Genomic DNA, 23,020 nt, shown 5'->3' with positions numbered 1-23,020 from the left:
TTAAATTGCTGTCCCTTTTGCGTAGATTCCCTTCCTTATCGCTATAAAGCGGCTTATGTCGGATAAGGAGGCTCGTGTGCCGATGTGTGGATCGGTGCGCCGGAAGCGACCGCAGCAGGGAAGGAAGCGTCGCCATGACGGATGTGTCGAGCATGGGACCCCAGCCGGGCGATGACCGTCCGGTCCTGACCAACCGTCAGGGGCACCAGGTCTACGACAACCAGAACCAGCGCACGGTCGGCGCGAGGGGTCCGGCCACGCTGGAGAACTACCAGTTCCTGGAGAAGATCAGCCACTTCGACCGCGAACGCATCCCCGAGCGGGTGGTCCACGCCCGGGGGGTGACCAGCTACGGCCACTTCGAGGCCTACGGCAAGCTGGGTGACGAGCCGATCGGCCGCTACACGCGGGCGAAGCTCTTCCAGGAGGCCGGGAAGCGGACCGACGTGGCCGTGCGGTTCTCCACGGTGATCGGCGGCAGGGACTCCTCGGAGGCCGCCCGCGACCCGCGCGGGTTCGCGGTGAAGTTCTACACCGAGGACGGCAACTGGGACCTCGTCGGCAACAATCTGGCGGTCTTCTTCATCAGGGACGCCATCAAGTTCCCCGACGTGATCCACTCGCTCAAGCCGGACCCGGTGACGTTCAGGCAGGAGCCCGGCCGGATCTTCGACTTCATGTCGCAGACGCCGGAGAGCATGCACATGATCGTCAACCTGTTCAGCCCGCGCGGCATCCCCGCCGACTACCGGCACATGCAGGGATTCGGCGTTACTACCGCATCATCCTAAGGGTAGATCGTTCTTTGCGTCAAACATACCTTGACCTGGGAAGACGTCACTCTGTGCAACGGTCGTGACAAGTCTCAGGGGCTGCGCAAAGTGCCCATAGAGGGGTCGCAACGGACCCTCGTGCCCATGGCTGCCCATGGAGATCCCCAACTCTCAGTGATCGTTTACATGAGATTGGCAGCGATCCATAAGTCTGGTAGCTTCTGGTTTGTCGCCAAGAGGGGCAACGCGAAGCCGGGTCTACAAGATCGGTAAGTGAAGATCTCCAGGTGGCGGGGGTTGTCAGGCGAACATGAGTCTGGTAGCTTTTAAGAGAAGGCGGCGCCGGGAGCTGGTAAAACAGCCCGGAACCGCCCGAGATTGACAGCCAGACAAGAGTCTGGTAGCTTCAAAATACGCACCGCCACCGACCAGCCCGCAAGGCCGGAAAGTAGAGCGGATACGCACTCGGCACGAATTGACAGCATTAACGTGGGCACCGTCGCCAGAAGAACGGTCCGGGATCAGTAGCTAAGCTCGTAAGGCGAACCGCTGAAATCTCGTGAGGTGGAAAGATGCAAAGACGGCTGTCATGGCCGCGCCCCAGTCATTGCATGACCACAAAGGTTCTGTGAATCTAAACCGAAAACCGTGGGCCTGCTTATGCGGGCAGTACTGGCTCTGGGTTGGAACCTGACTATGTGGATTCGATAGTAATTGAGCGTACGGCCTCATGACCGTACGTTCGGATCACCGTCGAAACACCAACAATTCAATAGAATTTCACATAATCCAATAACAGGGACCGATACCACCATGTTAAACATACGAGTTGAAACCGTATGTGCCCACTTCTACCACTACTACACGCATTCGTAGTCCCCCGAAGAGAGGTAGCCCATTGGTATAAGCGACCTACTAAGGAATCGAAATGGCAAACAGGCAGATTGATCCTCTGGAACTCAGGCGAATGGTCGAGTCCGGGACGAACTACAGCGAGATTGCCCAGCATTTCGGCGTTTCGGTCGGTGGTGTACAGCAAGCCGTCGAGCGGATCGGCCTACAGCGGAGGAATCTCCGGCACGACAAGTTCATTCCCTGGAAGATGGCCAAGGAGCACAACCAGTCCGGCCCCACCACCTCCCTGCGCCAACTGAGCCGGGTCGCACAAGGACAGCCAGTCCCCCTTGCGAAAATGAACTCCGCGCTCCGCTGGGCCACCCGTTTACACGATGCCCACCTGGACATCGACTACAACGAGGAGACCGGCTTCTTCGAGAAGCCCGCCGACGAGGCCAGCTGGCACATCAAGATGGTCCTCGACGACGTAGACCGTGCTCTCAATCAATAGACTTCCCCCCTCGCGTGCGGGAATAGCGGCCCCATCTCACTGGGGCCGCTTTTTTTATCCTCACGAACATAAGATTGGTAACACTATGCTCGGACCCGACAACCTCAATGACCTCGACACCCCCGAGCCCATCCTGTCCCTGCCCGGTCTCTCGGTGGACCTCTCCAGAGGCGAGCAGGGGACGTACTACGAGATCACTGCCGAGCGCGAAGCCTTCAACACGGTCGCCGACATCATCGCCGCACTCCTGCTCCTGCCGCAGGACGCCCTGATGCGCGACGCGTTCAGCTACCCGGACGGCATCTGCATCAACTTCTGGAAGGAGGTTGCCTGACCCATGATCTCAAACAAGAGTGTGGGAGCGATCAAGTGAGTCGCCGAACGTCCGTCTCCCGGATCACGAGCATCGCCCGCTGCGGAACGGCCTTCGAGCTGGAACGCGTGATGCGCCTGCCCTCCCTCCCGGCCGGATGGCTCGCCCAGGGAACCGCCATCCACGAGGCCGCCAACCGCTGGGAACTCTCCGGCCGGACCATGTCCATCCCTGAGGCCCAAGAGGTCTTCAAGCGCACGTGGACGGCCGAGATTGCCAAGGCCGACGCGGTGGAGCCCGACCGCGACAGGTGGCTTGTGGGGGGCCGCAAGAAGGTCTCCACCGACCTGCGTGACCGCTACGACGGCGGCTTCGAACAGGTCGCCAACTACATCACCTACAACCTCGAAGACACCAACCTCCAGCCCTACCTCATGCCGGACGGCTCAGTGGCCGCCGAAGTCGGCTTCGAGATCGAGTTCCAGGGCGTCAACGTCCGGGGCTACATCGACATCATCATGCAAGACACCATCACCGGCGAGCTGATCATCCGCGACATCAAGAGCGGCTCCAAGGTCCCGGCCGTGCCCTTCCAGCTCGTCGTCTACCGAAAAGCCATGCAAGAGATCCTCGGCATCGACGTGAGCTGGGGCGACTTCTTCATGACCCGCGACGGCCACCCCACCCGCGCGATCGACCTCACCACCCTGGACAACGAGTGGATCGAGAAGTGGTTCGTTCGCCAGGTCGAGATCGAGCGGCAGGGCCTGTACCTCCCCAACCCCGGTGACGCCTGCCGCACCTGCGGCGTCGCACCCCACTGCCCAGCCCTGAAATAGGAGGTGAGGAGATCCTTCTTCTTTCTCACGCCAAGCGAAAAGCCAAGGACGCAGGCGCACCCATCCCCACGGTGTGGAAGTCCCTCGAAGCCATCGGCGTCCACGTCCGCCGCTCGCAAGTCGCCATGGTGGTCGCGGCGCCAGGAGTGGGCAAGAGCGCCCTCACGCTGAACCTCGCGATTCGCTCGGGCTGCCGGGGCATCTACATGAGCGCCGACAGCGACGAGGTCACCCAGGCCATCCGCGCAGCAGCGATCATCACCGGCGAACGCGTCCAAGACATCGAGGCCGCCTACAAGGCCGGCAAGGGGGAGAAGTACGACACGGCGCTGCGGGAGTTCACCAGGATCTGGTTCGACTTCGACGCCGCGCCGAGCTTGAGCCACATCGAAGCCGAGGTCACCGCCTACGCCTACATGTACGGCAAGTGGCCTGAGCTGATCGTGCTGGACAACCTCGCCAACGTCTTCGACGAGGACGGCGGAGAGGGCTTCACGAGCCTGGAATCCACTATGAGCTTCCTCGCGGATCTGGCGCGCAAGACCGAGGCCGCGGTGGTCGTTCTTCACCATGTCGTCGGCGATGCCGAGTCCGGAGACCAGCCGCTCAAGCTCAAGGACGTCCGAGGCAAAATCAGCAAGCTCCAGACCCTCATCATCGGTCTGGCCTACACCGACACCTACACCCCGCAAGGCCGGGCGATGGGCGTGTACGTCTTGAAGAACCGCTCAGGCATGGCCTCAGCCTCCGGAGACCTGATGGTCGAGCTGGAGGCGGACCTAGACCGGATGCTCATAACCGACATGGAGGAACAGGTGGCAGGCATGCTGCCCGACGAGGTCTGGGACGACTTCAAGCGGGACTTCTATGAAGCGCTGTGAGCGATGCGAGCGCAACCGCGACGAACGCTTCTACTCCGGACCTCGCGGCCGGATCTGCCTGTCGTGCCAGAAGAGGTCGAGAAGCGACGCCACCCACCGGGCACGCGTCGGCAAGACCTACGGCCTGCTGCCGGGGGAGTACGACACCCTCTTCTCCGCCCAAGGCGGCGTCTGCGCCATCTGCCTGGGCGCTCGCAAGCAACGCCTGAGCGTCGACCACGACCACAAGACCGGCCTGGTGCGCGGACTCGCGTGCCGGATGTGCAACGGACGGCTGCTCACCGCAGCCCGAGACAGGCCCGAGGTTCTGCGGGCCGCTGCTGAGTACCTGGAGAACCCCCCAGCCCTTCGGGTCCTTGGGGAGCGCTACGCCAGCGAGGAAGCCAACACCAACACCCGCCGAAGGAGAAAACGATGAAGCACTACACCTCCACCCCGCCCAAGAACCTCAACCGCCCGGCGCCGCGCGAGCCGAAGCCCGCCAACCTCGCGATGATGCTCGCTTTGGGCAAGGCCCTTTTCGCACGCACCGATACATGAGTTTGGTAGCCATGGACCTTCCCATCACCCCACTGCTCCAGCACTTCGGCGCGAACGTCCCCCACGTGGAGCAAGGAGGGAAATGGCGCTCGATGCGCTGCCCCTTTCCACGATGACTCCCAAGCCTCCGCCAGCGTCCGCTACGAGGCGTTCAACTGCCAAGCCTGCCCCGCCAAGGGCAACGCCTACACCCTGCTACGGAGGGTCCAGCTAGATGAAGGCGATAGTCCCCAGCGCATCCTCCAGGAGGTTTATGGAGCTGACCTCCAGGGCGTATCACGACCAGCTCGACGACGAGGCTTTGGCCTACCTGACGGGCCCGGAGCGGCTGCTGAGCGAGGAGTCCATCGCAAGCCACCGGCTAGGCGTCGTCCGTTCTCCTGAGCCCGGACACGAGCACGTCAGAGGCCACCTGGCCATCCCCTACCTCACGCCTGACGGCGAGTGCGTAGCGATCCGCTTTCGGCGGCTCGGCGACGGCGACGGACCCAAGTACCGCTCGCTCGCTGGTGACATCCCCCGCCTGTACGGCACCGAGGCACTGCAACTGGGCACCCGCAACATCTGCGTGACCGAAGGCGAGTTCGATCGCATCATCGCCAAGCAGTGCGGCCTGCCCGTCGTCGGCATCCCCGGCGCGAAGTCCTGGGAGCCCATCTGGAAGAGGCTCCTGGTCCAGTTCGACTCCGTGTACGCCCTGCACGATGACGACGAGCCCGGCCGCGAGCTGGTGGCCAAGATTGCAGAGGGCCTGGACAACGTCCGCCCCATCCCGATGACCGGGGGCGACGTTACTTCTTACTTCGCTGCCCATGGCAGAGATGGGCTGCGAGCCAAGCTCGGAGCCTGACCCCTTTTTTTTCCACTCAAACAAGAGATTGGTAGCTCATGACCAGCGAAGAACTCGCGAACGAAATCATGGCGGCCGTCGTCGCGGTCCAGGACCGCATCCTGAGCGTCGGCCGAGCCCAGTACGAGGAAGGCGCCAACCAGCAGTTCGAGCGCCAGAGCCTCCAGGAGATCGTCCAGTACGCCCTGGAGGAGGTTGAAGACGGGATCGCCTACAACGTGATGCTCCGCTACAAGCTCACCCGCCTCAAGGCCGCACTCGACCTCGCCTTCCCCGGCACCACAGCCCTCGCCCCGCCAGCTCCGGCTGCGCCCACGACGGGCGCCCACTCCTACCGCCCCACGGGACCGTGATGGCGCCCGAGCACATCGAGCAAGCGGCCGAGGACGTCTGGACCGCCTACGTCGAGCTGACCGTGAACGGCTTCAACCACGACGAGGCGGTCAAACTCGCCGGCCTCGTCCTCATGCACGCAGAGCGAAGGGGCAACAGATGAACCTGTCCGGCGAATGGGAACTCGATCCCACCGAACTGTCCGGGCTGTTTCAGGCCAAGGGCTGGTGCTACCACACCGACGAGGGCCTGATCCTGCCCAGCGCCAAGACCATCGAAGGCATGCTCGCCCGCCTCATCGGCGATGCGCTTTCCACCGGCCGCGACGAGGTCCAGGGCGGCCGGTTCATGGTCTTCAAGGACGAGGAACTGCCCAACAGCTACGACCTCTGGCTGAACGTCGGCTTCATCTGGGATGAGGACAAGCTCACCGAGGAGGAGCGGGAGATCCTCGCCGCAGGCGACGACGAGGACGACGAGGACGACGAGTGAGTCTCCAGACGCGAGCGCGCTACGCGGCGCTGCGCCGACACAGAAGGCGCCAGCAAAACGGCCTGTGGTGCGAGCCGGGGTGCTCATTCCACACCGCAGCCAAGCTCACCGCCGAACACATCTGGGACAAGTCCACGGGCGTCTGGACGTGGATGTACTGCAACAACGTCGATCAACTGGCTCGGGAGGGCTTGTGGGACTAACCAAGCGCATCGTGATCATCAGCGACACGCAGATGCCTTTCGAAGATCGCCGCGCCATGAAGAACGTCATCAGCTTCATCGGCGACTACCAGCCCGACGCGGTGCACCAGATCGGTGACCTCATGGACTACCCGACGCCGAGCAGGTGGTCCCGAGGCACCCGCCACGAGTTCCAGCAGCAGGTCATCCAGCACAGCGAGTACGGCAAGAAGCACTTCTTCGAGCCACTGCGCGCCGTCTACAGCGGCCCGGTGGGCGTCCTCGAAGGAAACCATGATGAGCGCCCGAGGGTGTACCTGGAGCAGACGGCGCCCGCTCTCGCGGAGTTCGCCGACACCTTCCACTTCTCCAAGCTGCTCGACTTCAACGGCTTTGGTGTGGACCTCATCAAGCCGTTCTTCAAGGTGGGACCGGAGACGGTGCTGGTCCACGGACACGAGATCAAGGGCATGTCCCAGATCGCCGGGACCTCCGCCTACAACCACGCCACCAAGGCCGGGGCCAACATTGTCATGGGCCATACTCACCGGCTCGGCGTCCGCCGCCACACCGCCCAGTACATCGGAGGCAAGCCCACCAGGCGGTGGGGCTTCGAAGTCGGGAACTTGATGGACCACCGCAAGACCCAGTACCTGGGGGCCGGGGGAGTGGCCAACTGGCAGAGCGGCTTCGGGCTGCTGTACGTCGGCAAGTACGACGTCTCCCCCGTCGCGGTCGACGTGTGGCCGGATGGCTCGTTCGTTGTGGAAGCCGAACGCTACGGCTCCCTCAAGCGCACCCCCAGCGGCAAGTTCAAAGCCGCGTGATGACCCATGCCCAGATACATGAGATTGGTAGCAGCGTGATCAGCAGCGAGCACACCGACCTGCTCCTAAGGGTGGCGACCAACGTCGGACGCAAGTTCGCCCAGCGATACCCCGCGATGGAAGCCGAGGACGTCTCCTCCGAGATCACCGCCCGAGCCCTGGAGGAGTGGAAGACCTTCGAGAACAAGCTCAACCGGGCCTCCGAGCACGGCCGGACCGAGTACGAGGTCCTCCACCTACTTCTCTCTCAGCGGGCCTCGAAGTACTGCGGCGAGCAGAGCTACGCCTACCAGATGAACAGCGCACAGGCGATCTACACGCCCATGGAGGTCCGGGCGCTGCTGCGCGAGCACTACTACAACCCCGACTCCTGGGTGACCCCTGGCAAGGACACCGAGCACGGCACCGCCGTGCATCACAAGGGCCTGTGGGCCAACCTCGCCGACATCCGCGAGGCACTCAACCGAGTCTCCGACAAGGCCCACGACCACATCCTTGCGGCCTACGGCCCCGAAGACCTGGGACTGCCCGAGCCTGACCGCTGGAGCGTAGACAGGGCCGTGGCTGCGGTCACCCGTGAGCTGAACCGGCATCTGAACAAGGTGAACACCCCACACGAAGGGCCGGGCGGGCGGCGGACCATCTCCAACGCCGATTCCAACTACACCACTCGAAAGCAGGGCTAACCCTTGACCAACTTCACCTTCGGACCGACTGGCGAAGCGGTGTACTCCCGCACCTACAGCCGCACCAAGGCGGACGGCAGCAAGGAGACCTGGCCCGAGACCGTTGACCGGGTGGTCCACGGCAACCTCGACCTCGTCCTCGCCCACGGAGGGTGGAACACCGATGAGTACTTCCGCGAGAGCGTCGAGCTGTCCAAGCTGATGGAGTCCTTCGCCATCCTCCCGGCAGGCCGGCACTTGTGGGCCTCAGGAGTCCGCGGGCGTCAGTACCTGTTCAACTGTCACACCTCGGGCTGGACTCCCAGGTTCAGCGAGCACTTCGAGTTCACGTTCTTGCGCCTCATGGAAGGCGGGGGAGTCGGCAGCAACTACGCCTCGACCTACCTCGACACCTACGGAGAAGTGCAGCATGACCTGACCGTCCACGTCGTGTGCGACCCCGGCCACGCCGACTACGCCGACATGAAGGACGCGGGCCTGCTGAGCGAGGACTACTCCCACGAGTGGGACTGGCCCATGGTCGTCGATGACTCCCGCGAGGGATGGTCGGACGCCCTTTCCGACCTGCTCGACGCCTACATGCGGCCCGGCACCCGGCACACCGACCGCGTCTTCGACGTCTCCAACGTCCGCTGCGCGGGCAGCCGACTGAAGACCTTCGGCGGCACCGCCTCGGGGCCAGCACCTCTGGCCCGGATGCTGCACGAGGTCTCCACCGTGCTCAACCACCGCAAGGGCCAAGCCGTCACACCGCTGGACGCCATGGAGATTGACCACGCCATCGCCCAGTGCGTCGTGGCCGGAGGCAACCGCCGCAGCGCCCGGATGGCGATGCTCCCGTGGGACGACGAGCAGATCTTCAACTTCATCGACGCCAAGGCCAATGGCGGCCACTGGACCACGAACATCTCGGTGGTCATCGACAACGCCTTCGTGGACGCCATCTCGGGGGAGGCTGGCGAGGAGGACAAGGCCCACGCCCAGGCTGTACTCGACCGGATCGCCAAGGGCATGCTCGCCAACGGCGAGCCCGGCGTCTGGAACCGCGACCTGAGCCAGGTGGGCGAGACCGGCGAGGTCTTCGCGACCAACCCCTGCGGCGAGATCGCCTTGGAGGAGTTCGAAAACTGCAACTTGGGCCATGTGAATTTGGCGGCGTTCGCCCCCGACCATGCGGGCGCCGACTTCGACCTCGCCGGGGCGACCAGGGCCGCCCGGCTGATGACCCGCTTCCTCATCCGCGCCACCTTCGGGGACGTCAACGACGCCAACCAGGCGGCGATCCTGGCTAAGAACAGGCGCATCGGAGTGGGGTTGTTCGGAGTCCAGGAGGCGTTCGCCCTGATGGGCGTTCGCTACAGCGACGCCCCCAACGTCAGCTACGTCCGCTACATCCTGCGCACGCTGAAGAAGGCCGTGCGCGACGAGGCCCGCGCCTACGCTTTCGCCCTCCGCATCCCTGAGCCGGTCAAGGTCACAACCATCGCCCCCACCGGCTCGATCGCCAAGCTCCCCGGCACCACCGAGGGCATCCACCCCATCTTCAGTCGCTACTACATCCGCCGAATCCGCTTCTCCAACCTCGACCCCGACCAGCGCAAGCAGGTCTACCGCTACATCCAGCTCGGCTACAACGTCGTGGACGACCCGATGGCGGCCAACACCGTCGTCGTAGAGATCCCCTCCAAGGAGTCCGTCGTGGAGCGGGTGGAGGCCGCAGGCTGGCCCGCCTCCATTGTGGAATCCGCCGATGAGCTGACGCTGAAGCAGCTGCTGTCCGTCCAGGAGCTGGTGCAGGCGGAGTACGCCGACAACGCAGTGTCCTTCACCGCCAACGTCGACCCCCAGCGGTACTCACCGCAGGACATGGCCGACACCATCTGGCACTTCGCCAACAAGCTCAAGGGCTTCACGATCTTCCCTGAGCAGGGATACGCCCTCGCCCCCTACGAGCGGATCACCGAGCAGGACTACCTCGACTGGGTGGCCTTCACCGGCCTGGTCAACATCGAGGACGGCATCGACGAAGAGTGCGCCAACGGCGCATGCCCCATCCGTTAGGAACCAAATAAATTGGAGATCCAGTCAGTCCCGCTAATGATCAACGCAGCGCTGAGCCATATTACGAGCATTAGCCACCAGGGAGTAAGCCTCTTCTTCCGGGGCGAGCGGTAGACGCGGGAGGTAAATCTCGACCGGAACGCCAACTCCATGCGTGGCTCCATGCGTGGCTCCATGCGTGGCGTTCGCGAGGACGGCGAGTCCTTACTGCCCAGCTCATCAAGCTTGCTCTGCTTGCGTGCGTAATGGGCCTGCATGGCGGCGAAAACTACGCCCACCAAGGCAACGACCACGCCTAAGACTTCCATGAATTCAGGCTAACGCCGGTCCTTGATCGACGCTTGAAATATGCCTTCAAACACGAGATTGGTAGCAACATGAGCGCTTTCGACACCGACCCCTGGGCCACCACAGCACCCGCCACCGCCCCGCCTGCCGACGAGGCCCAGACCGCCGCACAGCCCACCAACACCCTCCCCACCACCGCACCGAGCAAGGAGAGCACCATCACCGTCAACAACAACTCTGAGGCCAAGGTCACCACCACCATCAAGTACGGCGCGGGCTTCGACGCCCCCTGGACCGTCTTTCACAGCAACTCCGTGCAGGAGGCCGAAGCCACCCTCAACGAGGCCAAGGCCCTGCTGGAACTGACCGCCAAGGTGGCCAAGTTCGCCAAGGCGCTCGACTCCGGCACCGCCGCCCGCCCGGCCGCCAGCGGCGGGACGGCGGCATCCCGCCCGGCCACCTCCACCCCGCCCGGCCAGCAGGGCAAGAGCTGCGCCCACGGCGAGATGACCTACCGCACCGGCAACGGCACCAAGGGCCCCTGGGCCGGATACTTCTGCCCGCTCCAGAAGGGCGACCCGGACCAGTGCAAGGCCATCTTCGTCCGGAACTGACCCACGCCCACATATAGGAGTCTGGTAGTGCGAACCCACGAGATGCGGCTCGCGGGCCGCACTGTCCATGGCCACGTCGTCGAGTCGGAGGCCGATCTCCCGGCCTTCGCCGACTTCGCCAAACGGCACACCGAGTTCGGCTACGACTCGGAGACCACGAGCCTGGCCGTCTACAAGCCAGGCTTCCGGATTCGCACCGCCCAGTTCAGCGCGGGGGACCAGACCTGGTTCCTCCCCGTTGAGCGGCACCCCCGAATCCAGTGGTACGCCGCAACCACGCTTCGACACGCGAAGCGGCTCTACATCCACAACGCGAGCTTCGACCTCCAGGTGGCTGATCGCCACCTGGGGGTTCCCCTCGGGGAGCTGTTCCCCAAGACCATCGACACCGGGATCATCAGCCGCCTGGTCGACTCCCGCGCCCGCAAGGAAGGCGGCCCCGGGCACACCTTGGAGGAGCTGATCGAGGTCTACGTCGACCCGGTGGCCGCCAAGGACATCAAGGGCAGCGTCGGCCAGCAGTGCAAGGACCTCAAGGTCACCAAGAAGCAGTACTTCGAGTCGGTCTCGCTCGACGACGAGATCTACCAGCTGTACGCGCTCATGGACCCCGTTCTGGCATGGGTCCTGGCCAAGACGCTCACCCCGAAGGTGCCCAGCAGCGCCCACCACCTCATCGGCTACGAGCACGAGATCGCCCGCATCTGCTCCGACATCTCCAAGCGCGGCTACCTGCTGGACCGGACCTACACCACCGAGCTGGCTACCCGCCTCCGACAAGAGGAGGAGTACTGGCTGATGGAGATCGAGCGCGAGGTCGAGAAGCTCGGCTTCATCGACGTCGAGGAGTTCAACCCCGGCTCGACCGACCAGGTCTTCGAAGCGCTCGTCTACATGGGGCACACGGAGTTCCTCCAGACCCCCACCGGCAAGGCCAAGGTCGATGACGACCTTCTGGAGCACCTGGCCGAAGGCGGCATGTACTTCGCTCGGGCGATCAAGGAGTACAAGAAGGCCGGCAAGTGGGCGGGCACCTGGCCGGAGTCCTTCTTGGACAACGCGGACGAGGACGGCCGCTGCCACGCCAACATCAACACGCTCCAGGCCCGCACAGGCCGCATGTCCATCACCGGCATCCCAGCCCAGACCCTCCCGTCCTCGGACTGGATGATCCGCCGCTGCTTCCTCGCCGACGAGGAAGAGGTCTCCGGGTCGATCGACTACCAGGGCCAAGAGCTGCGCATGGCCGCCGCGCTCAGCGGTGACGAGCGCATGCATCGGGCCTTCGCCAACAACGAGGACCTGCATCAGATCACCGCCGACGCCGCAGGCGTGAGCCGAAAGATCGGCAAGATGGCCAACTTCCTGGTGTGTTTCGGCGGGGGCTGGAAGGCCCTCGTGGAGCAGGGCAAGGTCACCCCCGCAGTCGCCAAGCAGACCATCGCCGGATTCAACAAGGCGTACCCCGGCGTCGCCAAGCTCGCCAAGGAGATGACCCGCGAAGCAGGCAAGGCGGGCTACATCACCACGATCACAGGCCGCCGCCTGTATGTGGACTCCGACCGCGCCTACTCGGCGATCAACTACGCCATCCAGTCCGCGTCCCGCGACGTGACGGCCCGAGGGCTGATCAAGTGCGACCGGGCCGGACTTACTTCTTACTTGCGCCTGCCGGTACATGACGAGGTCGTAGCCAGCCTGCCGCGCAAGCAGGCCAAGGAGCTGGCCCTGTCGATCGGCGAGTGCCTCCGCACACAGATCCGAGGCATCGACTTCACCACCGACGTGGCACTCGGCAAGCGCAGCTGGGGCTCACTGCCCGACTACGGCGCCGACTACTAGGAGATCACCTTGAACGTAACCCTCATCGCATCTACCGAGTTCCGCTCCGGCGTCTTCGAGGACGAGACCGGCTTCGTGAGCGAGGTCGCAGCCACCGGGGCGGACGCCCTGGCCGAGGCCGCGGGCCGACAGTGCTACGAAGCTTGGGAGAGGCGAAACCCGGCTACCGCCCACAACCGTGGCTACCTCGCCAACATCATCAACCACCAGCACTTCTCGGTACTGGAGCACTCCTCGGCAACGTTCCTCATCCAAGGCGTCAGCCGAACCCTCCTGGCGGAGCTGACCCGCCACCGCCACCTGTCCTTCTCCGTGCAGTCCCAGCGCTACGTGGATGAGACCTGCCGACAGCCAGTCACCCCGCCCGCCCTGCGCGGCACCCCCTACGAGACCTACCTCGCGAACTTCTCGGTCATCGCCGAGGACTGGTACGTCGCCGTCCGCAACGACCTCGCCCGCAAGGGCGTGCCCCGCAAGAAGGCCAGGGAGGCCGCCCGAGCGTTCCTCCTCAACTCCCAGCCGGTCTCCATGGTCGTCACCGGCAACCTGCGCGCGTGGAGAGAGGTGTTGAGCAAGCGGCTGCACGAGGCCGCCGACGCGGAGATCCAGGAGCTGGCGAACGAGATCCTGACCCGCCTCAAGGACATCGCCCCAGGGTCCTTCCAGGACTTCGAGGGCCTCATCGGCAACGACGTCATTCGTCGTGCCGCTTAACAAGAGTCTGGTAGCTCCCCGAGAGGTAACCCCATGAACCAGTTCAACCGGATCGTCGCCGCCGTCTACGGCGTCCTATTCGCCCTCCTCATCACCTCCGCGCTCATCGCCGCCATCGCCTTCTTCGTGCGGACCTTCATCTGATGGGCCTCCACGTTGTCCAGCGACCCAACGGGGCTCTCGAACTCGACGTCCGCGACCTCGACTTCCTCCCCTTCATCAACCCCACGGTCGAGTACCAGGCGTACGGACGCCAGCTGTTGAACGCCGACATCCCATTCACCAAGCTCACCGTCATCAACCTGGAGAAGCTCATGGCCGACTACCCCCAGCACACCCGCCTGCGCGACGGCAACGCCACCCTCGACGCCGCCTACCGCCTCATCAAGCTCGATGACGAGATCAGCCAGCTCCGCAAGACGAACGACACCCTGCGAGCCTCACTGGCCCAGGCCAGGGCGGCCGACAACGGCCTGAAGACTCGCATCGAGAACCGCGTCGTCAAGGCCAGGAAGCTCCTAACGCGCCTCACCGAGGCCAACGACTACACGGCGATGGCCGTCGTATCCGCGCGCCTGCGCGAGCTGGAGAGCCTCCTGTGAAGATCGAGGACGCCATCTTCCTGTTCATCTCCGTGGCCTGCGTCATCCTCGGCGTCGTCCTCATGGGCCTGGTGATTTTCCTCTGAGCCCGCACGAAAGGCCATCCTGGGATGAGTACTTCCTCGGTATGGCCCGAGCAGCATCCCTCCGTGGGGACTGCTCTCGCCGCCGGGTTGGCGCGGTCCTTGTGCGCCCCGACCACCGAACAGCCGGCACCGGGTACAACGGTGTCCCGCCTGGTGCCCCTGGCTGCCTCTCTGTGCCGTGTGAGCGAGTCGGCAAGGCTCTGCGCGGGGACGATGTCTGCCCTGGCTACAGCGATTGCAGGTCTGTCCACGCCGAAGCCAACGCACTCCTGGATGCCGACAGAGACGACCGGATGGGAGCCACCCTCTACGTCACCGACGAGCCCTGCTCGTCCTGCATGAAGCTAATCCGCGGTGCCGGGGTGGCGCGCGTAGTGACTCCGCAGAGCTTGTAAAAGTGAGAGCCCACCTGCATGCAACAGGAGGGCTCTCCATTCAATGAAGCCCCCCAGTCTTGCTTAGGTCAGCTTGGCGGGCTTCTGTGGCTTCGTTACCACATGCTTCTTAACAGGAAAATTAAGTTGCACGCTTAATCGCCCTGCGATACTTCCACTTCAACGCTATTCATGCTCCGACGAACTTTGATTCCCGTGGGACTGATTTCGATATCTATGTCTGCATCTCCAATCTCGCCGGCCTGCTTTAACAGCAAGCAGGCCCCCAAGATGGCGAGTATGCGATGCAGCACGAAGAGAACGACACCGCCACTGCCAGCCGCCAGGAGCATGCTCCCGACAGTGGCCACCAGGTCTCCTAGTTCCCGGTCTCCCGACTCGACCTAGATGCTCCCATAGGCTGACCAACCTCCTAGATCACCCCGAGAGGGACGATCCCTCTCGTTCAGGCGAGACTACAAGGGCTGCTGTCGCTCCGGGAGAGCAGGATCGCGTTCTGTAGATAACTACCGGAGATGACTAGTCACATACCTGAGATGAACTAGCCCCCGGCCTTCGGGTCGGGGGCTCTTTTTCTATGTTTCTGCCACTATCGGTGGGTTAATCCGGGTCTCGCAGTGCGGGCAGTGGAACGGCTCCAGGATGTCCTCCACCAGCTCGGCCTGGTGGATCAGGAGCCAGTCGTAGATCTGATACAGGAAGTACAAGGACAGGTTGACCTTGTTCGCCATCTCCCGATACACCCCGGCCGCTATTGCCCGCCCTCCCAGGGCGGTCATAACGCTCTCAGAGCCGCGTATGTCGTTCAGCAGCTTGGCGTAAATACGAAGCTCTCTCTGAGCCTCATCACTCACCGGGCTCGGTGCGATATCGCACATCCTGTATTCCTCGCTAGACGTCGGATGATGTGGTGGCTACAACACCGGTCCGTCAGACCATATTTCGTGCACAAACTACCCAAAGCCTCCACAATGCCCAAAAGGCGCAAAGAAACCACAAAGGACGATCTCCAGCAACTTCGAAAAGGGCCTCGAAAGGCCCTCTGGGAACGTGCTTACCCAGCCTATGGAGATCAACCCGCTGTGACCGACTCCACAGCCCGAAGTGCAACCGAACGCTCACCGCAGCGGACAGGCCCCCAACGACAGCGCAGCGTGAGGGTTGCTAGGATCTCCCTCCGGTTGAACAACCGGGCTTCTTACTTCTTTCTAGGGGGTGAACGTGGCTACCAAACTGGTAGTGATCTGCGACTGGCACGAAGGCGACGCCGAAGCCACCCACCACAACGAGTGGACGGGCCTGGACGGCAAGGCCAAGGAGAACGACCTGTGCGACACCCACCAGAAGCCGTTCCTCAAGGCGTGGGAGACCATCGACAAGGGCTCCACCGTCCGCACCACCACACCGGCCGGCACCTCCAACGGCCGAACCCCCCGCAAGAAGCTCCCCAAGGGCCAGCACACCGACAACGCCAAGGCGAGGGCCTGGGCTCAGGCCAACAACATGGAAGTCAGCGGCAGTGGGCGAGTCGGCTTCCACGTTGAGCGGGCCTGGAAGCAGGCCGGAAGCCCGGATCTCCTTGGATCTACCTAAACTTGACTCCCTCTTTACTGGCCGTAACCGCCACGAGACCGTAAAGCCCTAGGTCAAGTGGTACAAATTTCAACATGTCAGGCACTCCTCTTTCACTGGCATCACAGGCCGCCCCCCACCACGGCCCCGCAGATGCGCTCCACCCCCTGGATGACCCCGAAGTGCTGACGCACTCACCTACAGGGGTTCATATCGTCCGGCAGCGGTACGCCGACGGATACGTATACGAGTACGTCGTCCCAAAGGGGACACGTATTCACCCGGAAATGGCCAATAACCTTATGCCGTTTCTGCAAGGCAGAATGCTTTTCAGTTACACGGAAGAGGACCGCAACTACCTCAGCGTCTGGGTGCCGAACGAGGAGTCGCTTGCCTACGATCTCGCCTTCGAAGAGGCGATCTCCCTCCCCGAGTACGCCTACAGCCAGCCCACCGCTGAGCCGGAGGCCCTCTACCAGGCACGCGGCCTGAACGTCACGCGGCAGCGCTACGGGGGAGGGTGGATGTACCAGGTCGAGACCACCTTGGGCATGCCCTGGCCACGTATGGCCGACATCTGCTGCTTCGAGGAGATGGTGGAGGCCCCCATCGTGGCCGTCTACCGGGACGGGAAGTCCATCTACAGCAAGATCTGGGCAGCAGACAGCCCGCCTTCGGGGAGTGTCAGGTAGAGGTCCCTCAAGTAGTGGGTATCTGACCAGGCAGGCCGTGGATACGGCCTGACACACCATCCCGGTTGAGCCGCCCTCGGGGCTAGAGGTCTAGGAAGATCAGCCGCAGGGAGTGATCTTCTTAACTTTTGTCAGTTTTAATTGGTTGATCACAAAGGGTATTTTTCCTGCCCATTTAAACAGATCTTGGGGTCCGTTCTTTTTGAATTGGGCTATCGGCCAATGCCCTCCGTCGGCCTCTTCGAATGAGGCGAGCATCTCCCAACTGTAGGCGTCGCTGGGGGGGATGGAATCGGCATAACGTACCACACCTTGAGTGCAAGGTTCGAGAATTACATGATAGATGGTCCTAAATTCTTTGGCCTTTCTGGGTGTATCGCCTTGATCGGACGTCTGTAAATCTAAAACGATGTTTTGGAGCTTGTGGTCCTGTTGGATCTTGAGGTATAAAGACACGGGAAGCGAATTAGCGTTCCGGAGACTCCAAAATCTCCCTTTCCCTGAGGGTGAATTGTCAAATCGGACGGTTATATTTTTGACGAAGGCGGATCTCTCCTTGATGTCTGCCTCCTTCTTATCCTCGATTCTTTGCTTTCGGGCGTCGTCTTGCTGCTGTCGGCTGACCTCCAGTGCGTTCATGGAGATGACGATCGCAGGGATGGACATGAGGCCAGCAATGACGGTGGCGAGGGCCGCGACCGATTGGACGCTCCAGTCAATGCGGAGCCGCTTTCTCCGGCGCGGCCGTGCGGGGAACGTGAAACGTCTGGTGGTTCGGGTCGGAGGGCGAGGATTGGTACCTCGTGGTGGGGGTTGCTGCGGCGGTCTACGGGTGATCACGGCTCCAGTATTCCGAGATGAAGCGCCTCCAGCCACCCAAACCATCACCTTCCAGACAGATCTCTCAAGGCAGTTTTCAGGTCGCCGGCTGACCCCTCACCGCGGTCCCTCAAACACCCCGCTCACGGCCCCAGAAGGGTCCTCTGAGCGGGGATTTTGTCGTTTTGACCCTCCTGTGCCAATCTGCCGTTTTTAGCCCCGAGAATGGCACATAGAGCGATCCCAGACTTGTACTTGTTCGGAAGAGGCAGACCCTCCGGGCTCGCGTGCATCATGATCTTAGGTATCCCCCCACCCCCTTGATCGCTCTCCTTCCTTGATCCATCCGTGCCCCGGCACGGTGAGAGAGAAGTAAGAGCGTTGATCACAGACTTCTTTACTTCTTTCTACTCAGTGCCTTATGCCTCACTGCCTCTGTCTCACTAGCTCACTGCCTTACTCACTCATCACTCACTCTCTGCCTGCCTGCCCTAGTGAGAGCGCGCGTGCTGAGCCCCTAGTGCTCAGCTGTGTGTGTGCCTGGTGGCACGCGCGCAACGTGCGCTGTGTCCTGTGTGTGCATGGTGCTGTCTGTGTGCGCACGGGGGAGGGAGCACCGGGGGGGAAGGGGCGAAGGCGAGCCCCTGAGTGGGCTCACCATGATTCTTTGGGGGGAGTATCGCCAGGTCAGGGGCAACATGAGTGTGGGAACTAAGCAACCTCGTCTTGAGATTGGTAACTCGGTGCCGTAATGTCTGTCCTGTCACCACCGAGCACCGCCCGGCACCACCGGGGGGAGCACGGGGGAGGCGCCCCTACCGGGGGCCAACCCAGTACAGCGGGGAGGCTGCGCAGGTGAGGGGCGTGGCGAACGGCCACCGGGGATCACGAAGAACCTGCCAGAGCGTGGGGGAGTGATCATCACCCGAACAGCCAATCGGCCACAAACAAGAGTGTGGTAAAGTGGTACCAAGTCCAGCACCTCCGGGAGCTGGCAGGCGGATCATCGCCTCATCCCTTCAAGCCTCCTGCGGGAGGCGCTGGTGAGCCCCAAGCGGGCAGGCCCTCAAGCCCTTCTTGTGAACTGAATAGCGGACGGATCAAACGCCTCTCCAATGCGAATGGTGGGTGCGATTGATCTTCATACGGGCTGCCTGTCGGGACGTTATGCACAGGCGTAGAAGTACATCACCGCTTCGGCGGTGGTCTAGGAATCGCATCTTGGAATGCGGTTCTCAGATCACAACTGGAGGTTCAATGCTCGATTTCAGCTATGGCGCATATCCTCACCGCGATGGATTGGCCATGAAAGACGGGAATGGCGAGACAAAGGGCGTGACAATGCGTCGGGAAGAGCAGGTCGGGTCCACTGTCTGGGAAACTCACGAGGCATACATCGTCCTTGGCGAGCGTGTGCGGTTCATCGGTACGGCCCACGATGTGTGGTCGGCATTCGCTCAGATCGAGCAGTGGTACGCAGACCAGGACAACTACTACCTGGGGTTCGACGCGGCCTAATGGCCTTTCCATGCCCACAAACAAGAGTCTGGTAACTAGGAGAGTGGCGCTGTGACAATTGCAATTCAGGCAAATGCCGAGACCCGCGAGCTTTATGTGAACAACATCATCCGGGTTTGGGATTCAGCCACATGCGACCAGTTGGCGCGTGGCAGGAACTGGTATCCGACCGCAAATCAGCTTGCGGAAATGATGTCTGACGGTCACGTGGTCAAGGGTGCGGGCGTTATTGCCGCACTCTCCGCTAACAAGCGATGGGGCGAAAACATCGTGCTCGCTAATCGCGCATTCGGTGCCGGAAAGGCTTCGGGACATTTCTCCGACGCCATTCGTAAGGCAGAAAGGATTATGTCAGGTGAGCAACCAGAGCAAGTGCTCCCGATGGATATTAAGACTGGCCATTTCTACCGGTGCATTCTCGACCCCACCGACCCTGACGCGATCTGCATTGATCGCCATGCTCACGACATTGCCGTGGGTGAAAGGTATGGGCAGCGTTCACGTGGATTGGGTGCGAGAGGGCGCTATGCCCTTATGGCACATGTCTACCGGGAGGCCGCGCAGCGCCTCGGGGAACTGCCGCAAGTCGTCCAGGCCGTGACATGGGTTGTCTGGACCGAGCAGAACAAGGGTGCGTGAGCGATGAGTAAGAGCGAAGCACTGAGCATCGTGCTCAATCGAATCAAGGACGTCGTATACAGCGACACATTCGGCGGCATATTCGAGTGCCCTAAATGCGGGCGACTTCTGCACGGCCTCGATGACGGCGATTACCTCGAATGCATGGTGAGCAACGTATTCGGTCACAAATGTGCATGAACGGAATGTTGGGCCTGGTGGCCCTCGGGCCACCTTACCGAGCAATTCGCTCACATATACGAAAGGGAATCAGAGATGCGTGCTCATGAATCCACCATCACTGTCCACTTCTGGAACCTTGCCGCATACACCAACGGCCAGCTGGTCGGTGACTGGGTTGACCTTGACCAGTGCAAGGACCTTGACGATTTCGAGGCCAAGGTGAAGGCGGTCACCAAGGGGGCCGAGGAACTCCTGGTCAGCGCCTCCGAGTGCGATTTCGGAATCACGTTCTCCGAGTACTCCGACCTCGGTTCGATCTGGGAAGCGCATTCAGCGCTTCTTGAGATTCTCGAAGACGAGCGTGACGCATTCGCTGAATACCTCGCCTACATCGGCGGGGTTGAGAGCTTGGATGAGTGCGTACGCAGCTGGCGGGACGCCTACTGCGGGCGCTTCAACTCGATTGAGGAATACGCCTGGTCATTCGCCGAGGACTGCTACCCGGATCTGGCCAATGTGCCGCCCGGCTTCCGCGTCGAAGTCGACACCGCTACCTGGGAATCCGACCACTGGATCTCCGCCACCGGCAATGTCTTCCGCTCCATCTGATAAGCGCCCTGATCACCTCAATCCCCACGGTTGGAGAACTGAAATGAACGATGCAATCACCCGTGCACGGAACGTCCAGAAGGACTACATCAAGGTGAGTGGCACGGACCTCTCCGAAATGGTGTCCGACATCATCACCGATCAGCTTCGGGTACTGCCCGGATATGAGTGGGAGCGCGTGATTCGCAGCGCGGTGGTAAGCGCCTATGAGGAGATCCACGCACATCGCTCGGGCCTCGACCTTGATGTCTTCATCATCGGTGCGGAGCACGACGAGGAAGAGATGGCTGCCTGATGGCTCTCACTACCTACACCGTGACCGTCTCGGGTCGAGAGCGCGAGGACGGAGAGAAGCCATACACCTGGGCTGTATCCGCTCTGAATGAGCTGGATGCGGTATGGCGGGCGAAGAACATTCACTCGGTGAATGCCCAGTGTGACCGGGCTGATCTGGAGGTCGAAGAGATCTTCGAGGGGCTGCCAGACAAGAACTGCGGATACCACTGGAACGACCATCGGAGCGTATAGCGGTTGGGCCTGGGGCGCCCGAATGGGCGCCCCTTACCGAGCCTCTAAGAACTCAACTTACTTGGTAAAGGAGAATGCCATGAACACATTGACGAATGAGATGCCGGTCGCTGGCGAGGACATGTTCCACGGTCCCATCGGCGGGATGGTCGAAGAGATCGACAAGTACACCGAGGGTTCCAAAGTGGGCGTGTTGGTCACTTTGATAGCGGCATTCAGCGCTGCGGTGGGCAATCAGCCCGGCGTTGGCACCGGCAAGGGGTCAATGCCCTTGAGTTTCTGGCCGGTGATGGTCGGGCCTACGGGTGTGGGCCGCAAGGGTACGGCTACCGGAATCGCGATGAGGGTCGTCGCGGCCGGTCTCGGCGTCTTCAGTGCGAACAACGTCTCGTACAACCTCCCGGCCACGGGGCTGGGTTTCGCCAACGAGCTGGTGGAGCGTGCGATCCGGGGCGTGTCGGCCCCCATGTTGTTCATCTCGGAAGAGATGGATGAGTTCATTGCCAACGCCCGGCGAGACACCAAGATCGGCGGGTACCTCCGCAAGGCGTGGGACGGCTCGACCATCGGTCACCGCACCAGCCAGGTTGATCTCCAGATCCACAAGCCGCATGTGGCGATCGTCGGGCATGTGCAGCCGATGAACTGGGGTGCGATCTCGGGCAGCCGGGATGCGACGGGCGGCACCTACAACCGGTTCTTCCCTGTCTGGGTGATCCAGAGCAAGAAGCTCCCGGTGTTCTCCTCGGCGAACCCAGACAAGGCCATCGAGCGTCTGGGTAACCGGTTCCGCAGCATGGTCAACTTCGCCCAAGAGGTCACGGACCTGAGCGTTCCGGAGGACGTGGCCAAGGTGTTTGAGTCCAAGCACCGCGAGATCTGCGACGCGATGACGAGCGGCAACGAGGCCCTCGGGCAGTACACCGAGCGGGCCATGGCCTACATGATCCGTCTGGCCGGGCTGTACGCCCTGGCCGACAAGCGCACAGAGATTTCGGTTGCGGACTTCGACGCGGCGCTGGCGCTCGTCACCTACATGGTCGAGACGGTCACGTACACGCTGCCTGAGACGTCGGCGTCCGGCAACGACATCCCGGCGCGCATCCTGGCCTTCATCCAGGAGGCCGGGTCGGAGGGTGTGACCAGTACTGAGGTTGCCCGCAAGTTCCAGCGGGTCCGGGCCGCTGAGATCCGGGCCATCACTGACGGATGCGAGTTCGTGGTCACCTCCAGGCTGCGGTCCGAGGGCGGCCGACCGGCAACCCTGTTCACCTGGGATAAGGAGAAGTCCGCGGTGGTTATCGAGCAGGGCCAAGACGCTCTGTTCGTGGCGGCCTAACTCCTATTGAAGGACGGACAAAGCGGATGGTGACTAGGTAGGCTCAGAGAGCACGTCATATCGGGTGGGGTCTTACATCTAGCCCGAGTGGAGGACATGACCAAGCCTGTCCCAGGCAGTGCCCGTTGTCATGAGCGTGTTTACTTACCGATCTGAAAAAAGGGAGGGATGATGACGCGATCCACTAGCTTCAAGGGTCGGGTCTAGCGAGCTATGGGGGCTACGATCGCTCAAGCGGTCAGTAGCCCCTTGGGCTGGGCGCTTGCCGCTGGTCTATGTCTCGCGATCACGTTCCTGGGCCTCCTAGGATTGATTAGAGGAGGGCGTGTTCATCGTGTGGCATCAATCGAGTGGAAGAGTCGGCTCGTTGGTGAGCTCAAACTGACCTACCGCACTGATATGAGTGCGTCGGAGTCGGACAGCGAGACCAGCGGGGAGGTGGGCACTATACCGCCACCTTCCGCCTAGAGCGTCCT

The 23,020-nt window shown here is 62.3% G+C and carries 27 protein-coding genes and 1 pseudogene; 26 read left to right on the top strand and 2 right to left on the bottom strand.

What is annotated here, in order from left to right:
- Positions 1–134: 134 nt before the first annotated feature.
- The 19 genes and pseudogenes from ABT053_RS05720 to ABT053_RS05630 form a co-directional block, all read left to right on the top strand.
- A pseudogene (locus tag ABT053_RS05720) lies at positions 135–779 on the top strand (catalase); the annotation flags it as partial.
- A 922-nt stretch (positions 780–1,701) separates the two neighbouring features.
- Entirely contained in the window at positions 1,702–2,121 is a 420-nt protein-coding gene (locus tag ABT053_RS05715) for a hypothetical protein (protein ID WP_350967704.1), read from the top strand.
- A gap of 85 nt (positions 2,122–2,206) precedes the next feature.
- Positions 2,207–2,455, top strand: coding sequence for a hypothetical protein (locus ABT053_RS05710; RefSeq protein WP_350967703.1), 249 nt, complete (start codon positions 2,207–2,209; stop codon positions 2,453–2,455).
- Positions 2,456–2,490: 35 nt separating this feature from the next.
- Positions 2,491–3,273: a RecB family exonuclease gene (locus tag ABT053_RS05705; protein WP_350967702.1), complete on the top strand. Its 783-nt coding sequence runs from the start codon at positions 2,491–2,493 to the stop codon at positions 3,271–3,273.
- A gap of 71 nt (positions 3,274–3,344) precedes the next feature.
- A complete protein-coding gene (locus ABT053_RS05700) occupies positions 3,345–4,154 on the top strand; it encodes an AAA family ATPase (RefSeq protein WP_350967701.1) in 810 nt (269 codons plus the stop codon).
- Positions 4,141–4,572, top strand: a complete 432-nt coding sequence (locus tag ABT053_RS05695; RefSeq protein WP_350967700.1) for an endonuclease VII domain-containing protein — start codon at positions 4,141–4,143, stop codon at positions 4,570–4,572. Before ABT053_RS05700 ends, ABT053_RS05695 begins: the two co-directional genes overlap by 14 nt.
- On the top strand, positions 4,569–4,694 hold the full coding sequence (locus ABT053_RS05690) for a hypothetical protein (RefSeq protein ID WP_350967699.1): 126 nt from the start codon (positions 4,569–4,571) through the stop codon (positions 4,692–4,694). The genes ABT053_RS05695 and ABT053_RS05690 overlap by 4 nt, the downstream gene beginning before the upstream one ends.
- A 214-nt stretch (positions 4,695–4,908) precedes the next feature.
- Positions 4,909–5,544, top strand: a complete 636-nt coding sequence (locus ABT053_RS05685; protein WP_350967698.1) for a toprim domain-containing protein — start codon at positions 4,909–4,911, stop codon at positions 5,542–5,544.
- Positions 5,545–5,582: 38 nt separating this feature from the next.
- Entirely contained in the window at positions 5,583–5,897 is a 315-nt protein-coding gene (locus ABT053_RS05680) for a hypothetical protein (RefSeq protein ID WP_350967697.1), read from the top strand.
- Positions 5,897–6,040, top strand: a complete 144-nt coding sequence (locus tag ABT053_RS05675) for a hypothetical protein (RefSeq protein ID WP_350967696.1) — start codon at positions 5,897–5,899, stop codon at positions 6,038–6,040. Before ABT053_RS05680 ends, ABT053_RS05675 begins: the two co-directional genes overlap by 1 nt.
- Positions 6,037–6,369 (top strand): hypothetical protein, encoded by a 333-nt coding sequence (locus ABT053_RS05670; protein ID WP_350967695.1) that lies wholly within the window; start codon positions 6,037–6,039, stop codon positions 6,367–6,369. Before ABT053_RS05675 ends, ABT053_RS05670 begins: the two co-directional genes overlap by 4 nt.
- Before the next feature lie 193 nt (positions 6,370–6,562).
- Positions 6,563–7,378: a metallophosphoesterase gene (locus ABT053_RS05665; protein WP_350967694.1), complete on the top strand. Its 816-nt coding sequence runs from the start codon at positions 6,563–6,565 to the stop codon at positions 7,376–7,378.
- A gap of 35 nt (positions 7,379–7,413) precedes the next feature.
- Positions 7,414–8,064 (top strand): hypothetical protein, encoded by a 651-nt coding sequence (locus ABT053_RS05660; protein WP_350967693.1) that lies wholly within the window; start codon positions 7,414–7,416, stop codon positions 8,062–8,064.
- A 3-nt stretch (positions 8,065–8,067) separates the two neighbouring features.
- On the top strand, positions 8,068–10,125 hold the full coding sequence (nrdJ, locus tag ABT053_RS05655) for a ribonucleoside-triphosphate reductase, adenosylcobalamin-dependent (protein ID WP_350967692.1): 2,058 nt from the start codon (positions 8,068–8,070) through the stop codon (positions 10,123–10,125).
- A 377-nt stretch (positions 10,126–10,502) separates the two neighbouring features.
- Complete coding sequence (locus ABT053_RS05650; protein ID WP_350967691.1) at positions 10,503–11,027, top strand: D29-gp49 family protein; 525 nt, start codon at positions 10,503–10,505, stop codon at positions 11,025–11,027.
- Between the two features lie 27 nt (positions 11,028–11,054).
- Positions 11,055–12,869 (top strand): DNA polymerase, encoded by a 1,815-nt coding sequence (locus tag ABT053_RS05645; RefSeq protein ID WP_350967690.1) that lies wholly within the window; start codon positions 11,055–11,057, stop codon positions 12,867–12,869.
- 9 nt (positions 12,870–12,878) lie between these two features.
- On the top strand, positions 12,879–13,583 hold the full coding sequence (gene thyX, locus ABT053_RS05640) for an FAD-dependent thymidylate synthase (RefSeq protein WP_350967689.1): 705 nt from the start codon (positions 12,879–12,881) through the stop codon (positions 13,581–13,583).
- Positions 13,584–13,726: 143 nt separating this feature from the next.
- Positions 13,727–14,185 carry a hypothetical protein gene (locus ABT053_RS05635; RefSeq protein ID WP_350967688.1) on the top strand — a complete coding sequence of 153 codons (459 nt, stop codon included), beginning with the start codon at positions 13,727–13,729 and terminating at the stop codon, positions 14,183–14,185.
- An 82-nt stretch (positions 14,186–14,267) separates the two neighbouring features.
- Positions 14,268–14,666, top strand: coding sequence for a deoxycytidylate deaminase (locus ABT053_RS05630; protein ID WP_350967969.1), 399 nt, complete (start codon positions 14,268–14,270; stop codon positions 14,664–14,666).
- 575 nt (positions 14,667–15,241) lie between these two features.
- Here the strand turns inward: ABT053_RS05630 and ABT053_RS05625 are convergent.
- On the bottom strand, positions 15,242–15,544 hold the full coding sequence (locus tag ABT053_RS05625; RefSeq protein WP_350967687.1) for a hypothetical protein: 303 nt from the start codon (positions 15,542–15,544) through the stop codon (positions 15,242–15,244).
- Between the two features lie 343 nt (positions 15,545–15,887).
- Between ABT053_RS05625 and ABT053_RS05620 the strand changes: the two genes are divergently transcribed.
- Complete coding sequence (locus tag ABT053_RS05620) at positions 15,888–16,259, top strand: Lsr2 family DNA-binding protein (protein WP_350967686.1); 372 nt, start codon at positions 15,888–15,890, stop codon at positions 16,257–16,259.
- Positions 16,260–16,561: 302 nt separating this feature from the next.
- Positions 16,562–16,930 (top strand): hypothetical protein, encoded by a 369-nt coding sequence (locus ABT053_RS05615; RefSeq protein ID WP_350967685.1) that lies wholly within the window; start codon positions 16,562–16,564, stop codon positions 16,928–16,930.
- A gap of 99 nt (positions 16,931–17,029) precedes the next feature.
- On the opposite strand, the gene ABT053_RS05610 is transcribed toward ABT053_RS05615, so the two are convergent.
- Entirely contained in the window at positions 17,030–17,569 is a 540-nt protein-coding gene (locus tag ABT053_RS05610; RefSeq protein ID WP_350967684.1) for a hypothetical protein, read from the bottom strand.
- A 1,437-nt stretch (positions 17,570–19,006) separates the two neighbouring features.
- On the opposite strand from ABT053_RS05610, the gene ABT053_RS05605 reads away from it, so the two are divergent.
- The 5 genes from ABT053_RS05605 to ABT053_RS05585 all read left to right on the top strand — a co-directional run bounded on the left by ABT053_RS05605 (position 19,007) and on the right by ABT053_RS05585 (position 22,544).
- A complete protein-coding gene (locus tag ABT053_RS05605) occupies positions 19,007–19,267 on the top strand; it encodes a hypothetical protein (protein ID WP_350967683.1) in 261 nt (86 codons plus the stop codon).
- A 51-nt stretch (positions 19,268–19,318) separates the two neighbouring features.
- The gene (locus ABT053_RS05600) at positions 19,319–19,906 is read left to right on the top strand and encodes a DUF7178 family protein (RefSeq protein ID WP_350967681.1); all 588 of its coding nucleotides are present in this window, start codon (positions 19,319–19,321) and stop codon (positions 19,904–19,906) included.
- A 255-nt stretch (positions 19,907–20,161) separates the two neighbouring features.
- Positions 20,162–20,677, top strand: a complete 516-nt coding sequence (locus ABT053_RS05595) for an antirestriction protein ArdA (RefSeq protein WP_350967679.1) — start codon at positions 20,162–20,164, stop codon at positions 20,675–20,677.
- Positions 20,678–20,720: 43 nt separating this feature from the next.
- Positions 20,721–20,972, top strand: a complete 252-nt coding sequence (locus ABT053_RS05590; RefSeq protein WP_350967678.1) for a hypothetical protein — start codon at positions 20,721–20,723, stop codon at positions 20,970–20,972.
- A 312-nt stretch (positions 20,973–21,284) separates the two neighbouring features.
- Positions 21,285–22,544: a DUF3987 domain-containing protein gene (locus ABT053_RS05585; protein ID WP_350967677.1), complete on the top strand. Its 1,260-nt coding sequence runs from the start codon at positions 21,285–21,287 to the stop codon at positions 22,542–22,544.
- The last annotated feature ends 476 nt before the right edge of the window (positions 22,545–23,020 follow it).

This window comes from Streptosporangium sp. NPDC002524, assembly GCF_040295985.1.
In the GTDB taxonomy this organism is placed as follows: domain Bacteria; phylum Actinomycetota; class Actinomycetes; order Streptosporangiales; family Streptosporangiaceae; genus Streptosporangium.
The sequence above is the reverse complement of the archived record's forward strand: the minus strand, read 5'-3'. Positions and strand labels throughout refer to the sequence as shown.

Coding starts and splice junctions, on each gene's coding strand:
- ABT053_RS05610 (WP_350967684.1), bottom strand. CDS start 17,569: ATGAACGCACTGGAGGTCAGCCGACAGCAGCAAGACGACGCCCGAAAG.
- ABT053_RS05715 (WP_350967704.1), top strand. CDS start 1,702: ATGGCAAACAGGCAGATTGATCCTCTGGAACTCAGGCGAATGGTCGAG.
- ABT053_RS05635 (WP_350967688.1), top strand. CDS start 13,727: ATGGGCCTCCACGTTGTCCAGCGACCCAACGGGGCTCTCGAACTCGAC.
- ABT053_RS05710 (WP_350967703.1), top strand. CDS start 2,207: ATGCTCGGACCCGACAACCTCAATGACCTCGACACCCCCGAGCCCATC.
- ABT053_RS05695 (WP_350967700.1), top strand. CDS start 4,141: ATGAAGCGCTGTGAGCGATGCGAGCGCAACCGCGACGAACGCTTCTAC.
- ABT053_RS05680 (WP_350967697.1), top strand. CDS start 5,583: ATGACCAGCGAAGAACTCGCGAACGAAATCATGGCGGCCGTCGTCGCG.
- ABT053_RS05590 (WP_350967678.1), top strand. CDS start 20,721: ATGAACGATGCAATCACCCGTGCACGGAACGTCCAGAAGGACTACATC.
- ABT053_RS05685 (WP_350967698.1), top strand. CDS start 4,909: ATGAAGGCGATAGTCCCCAGCGCATCCTCCAGGAGGTTTATGGAGCTG.
- ABT053_RS05625 (WP_350967687.1), bottom strand. CDS start 15,544: ATGTGCGATATCGCACCGAGCCCGGTGAGTGATGAGGCTCAGAGAGAG.
- ABT053_RS05675 (WP_350967696.1), top strand. CDS start 5,897: ATGGCGCCCGAGCACATCGAGCAAGCGGCCGAGGACGTCTGGACCGCC.
- ABT053_RS05615 (WP_350967685.1), top strand. CDS start 16,562: ATGCTTTTCAGTTACACGGAAGAGGACCGCAACTACCTCAGCGTCTGG.
- ABT053_RS05595 (WP_350967679.1), top strand. CDS start 20,162: ATGCGTGCTCATGAATCCACCATCACTGTCCACTTCTGGAACCTTGCC.
- ABT053_RS05670 (WP_350967695.1), top strand. CDS start 6,037: ATGAACCTGTCCGGCGAATGGGAACTCGATCCCACCGAACTGTCCGGG.
- ABT053_RS05585 (WP_350967677.1), top strand. CDS start 21,285: ATGAACACATTGACGAATGAGATGCCGGTCGCTGGCGAGGACATGTTC.
- ABT053_RS05605 (WP_350967683.1), top strand. CDS start 19,007: ATGCTCGATTTCAGCTATGGCGCATATCCTCACCGCGATGGATTGGCC.
- ABT053_RS05690 (WP_350967699.1), top strand. CDS start 4,569: ATGAAGCACTACACCTCCACCCCGCCCAAGAACCTCAACCGCCCGGCG.
- ABT053_RS05650 (WP_350967691.1), top strand. CDS start 10,503: ATGAGCGCTTTCGACACCGACCCCTGGGCCACCACAGCACCCGCCACC.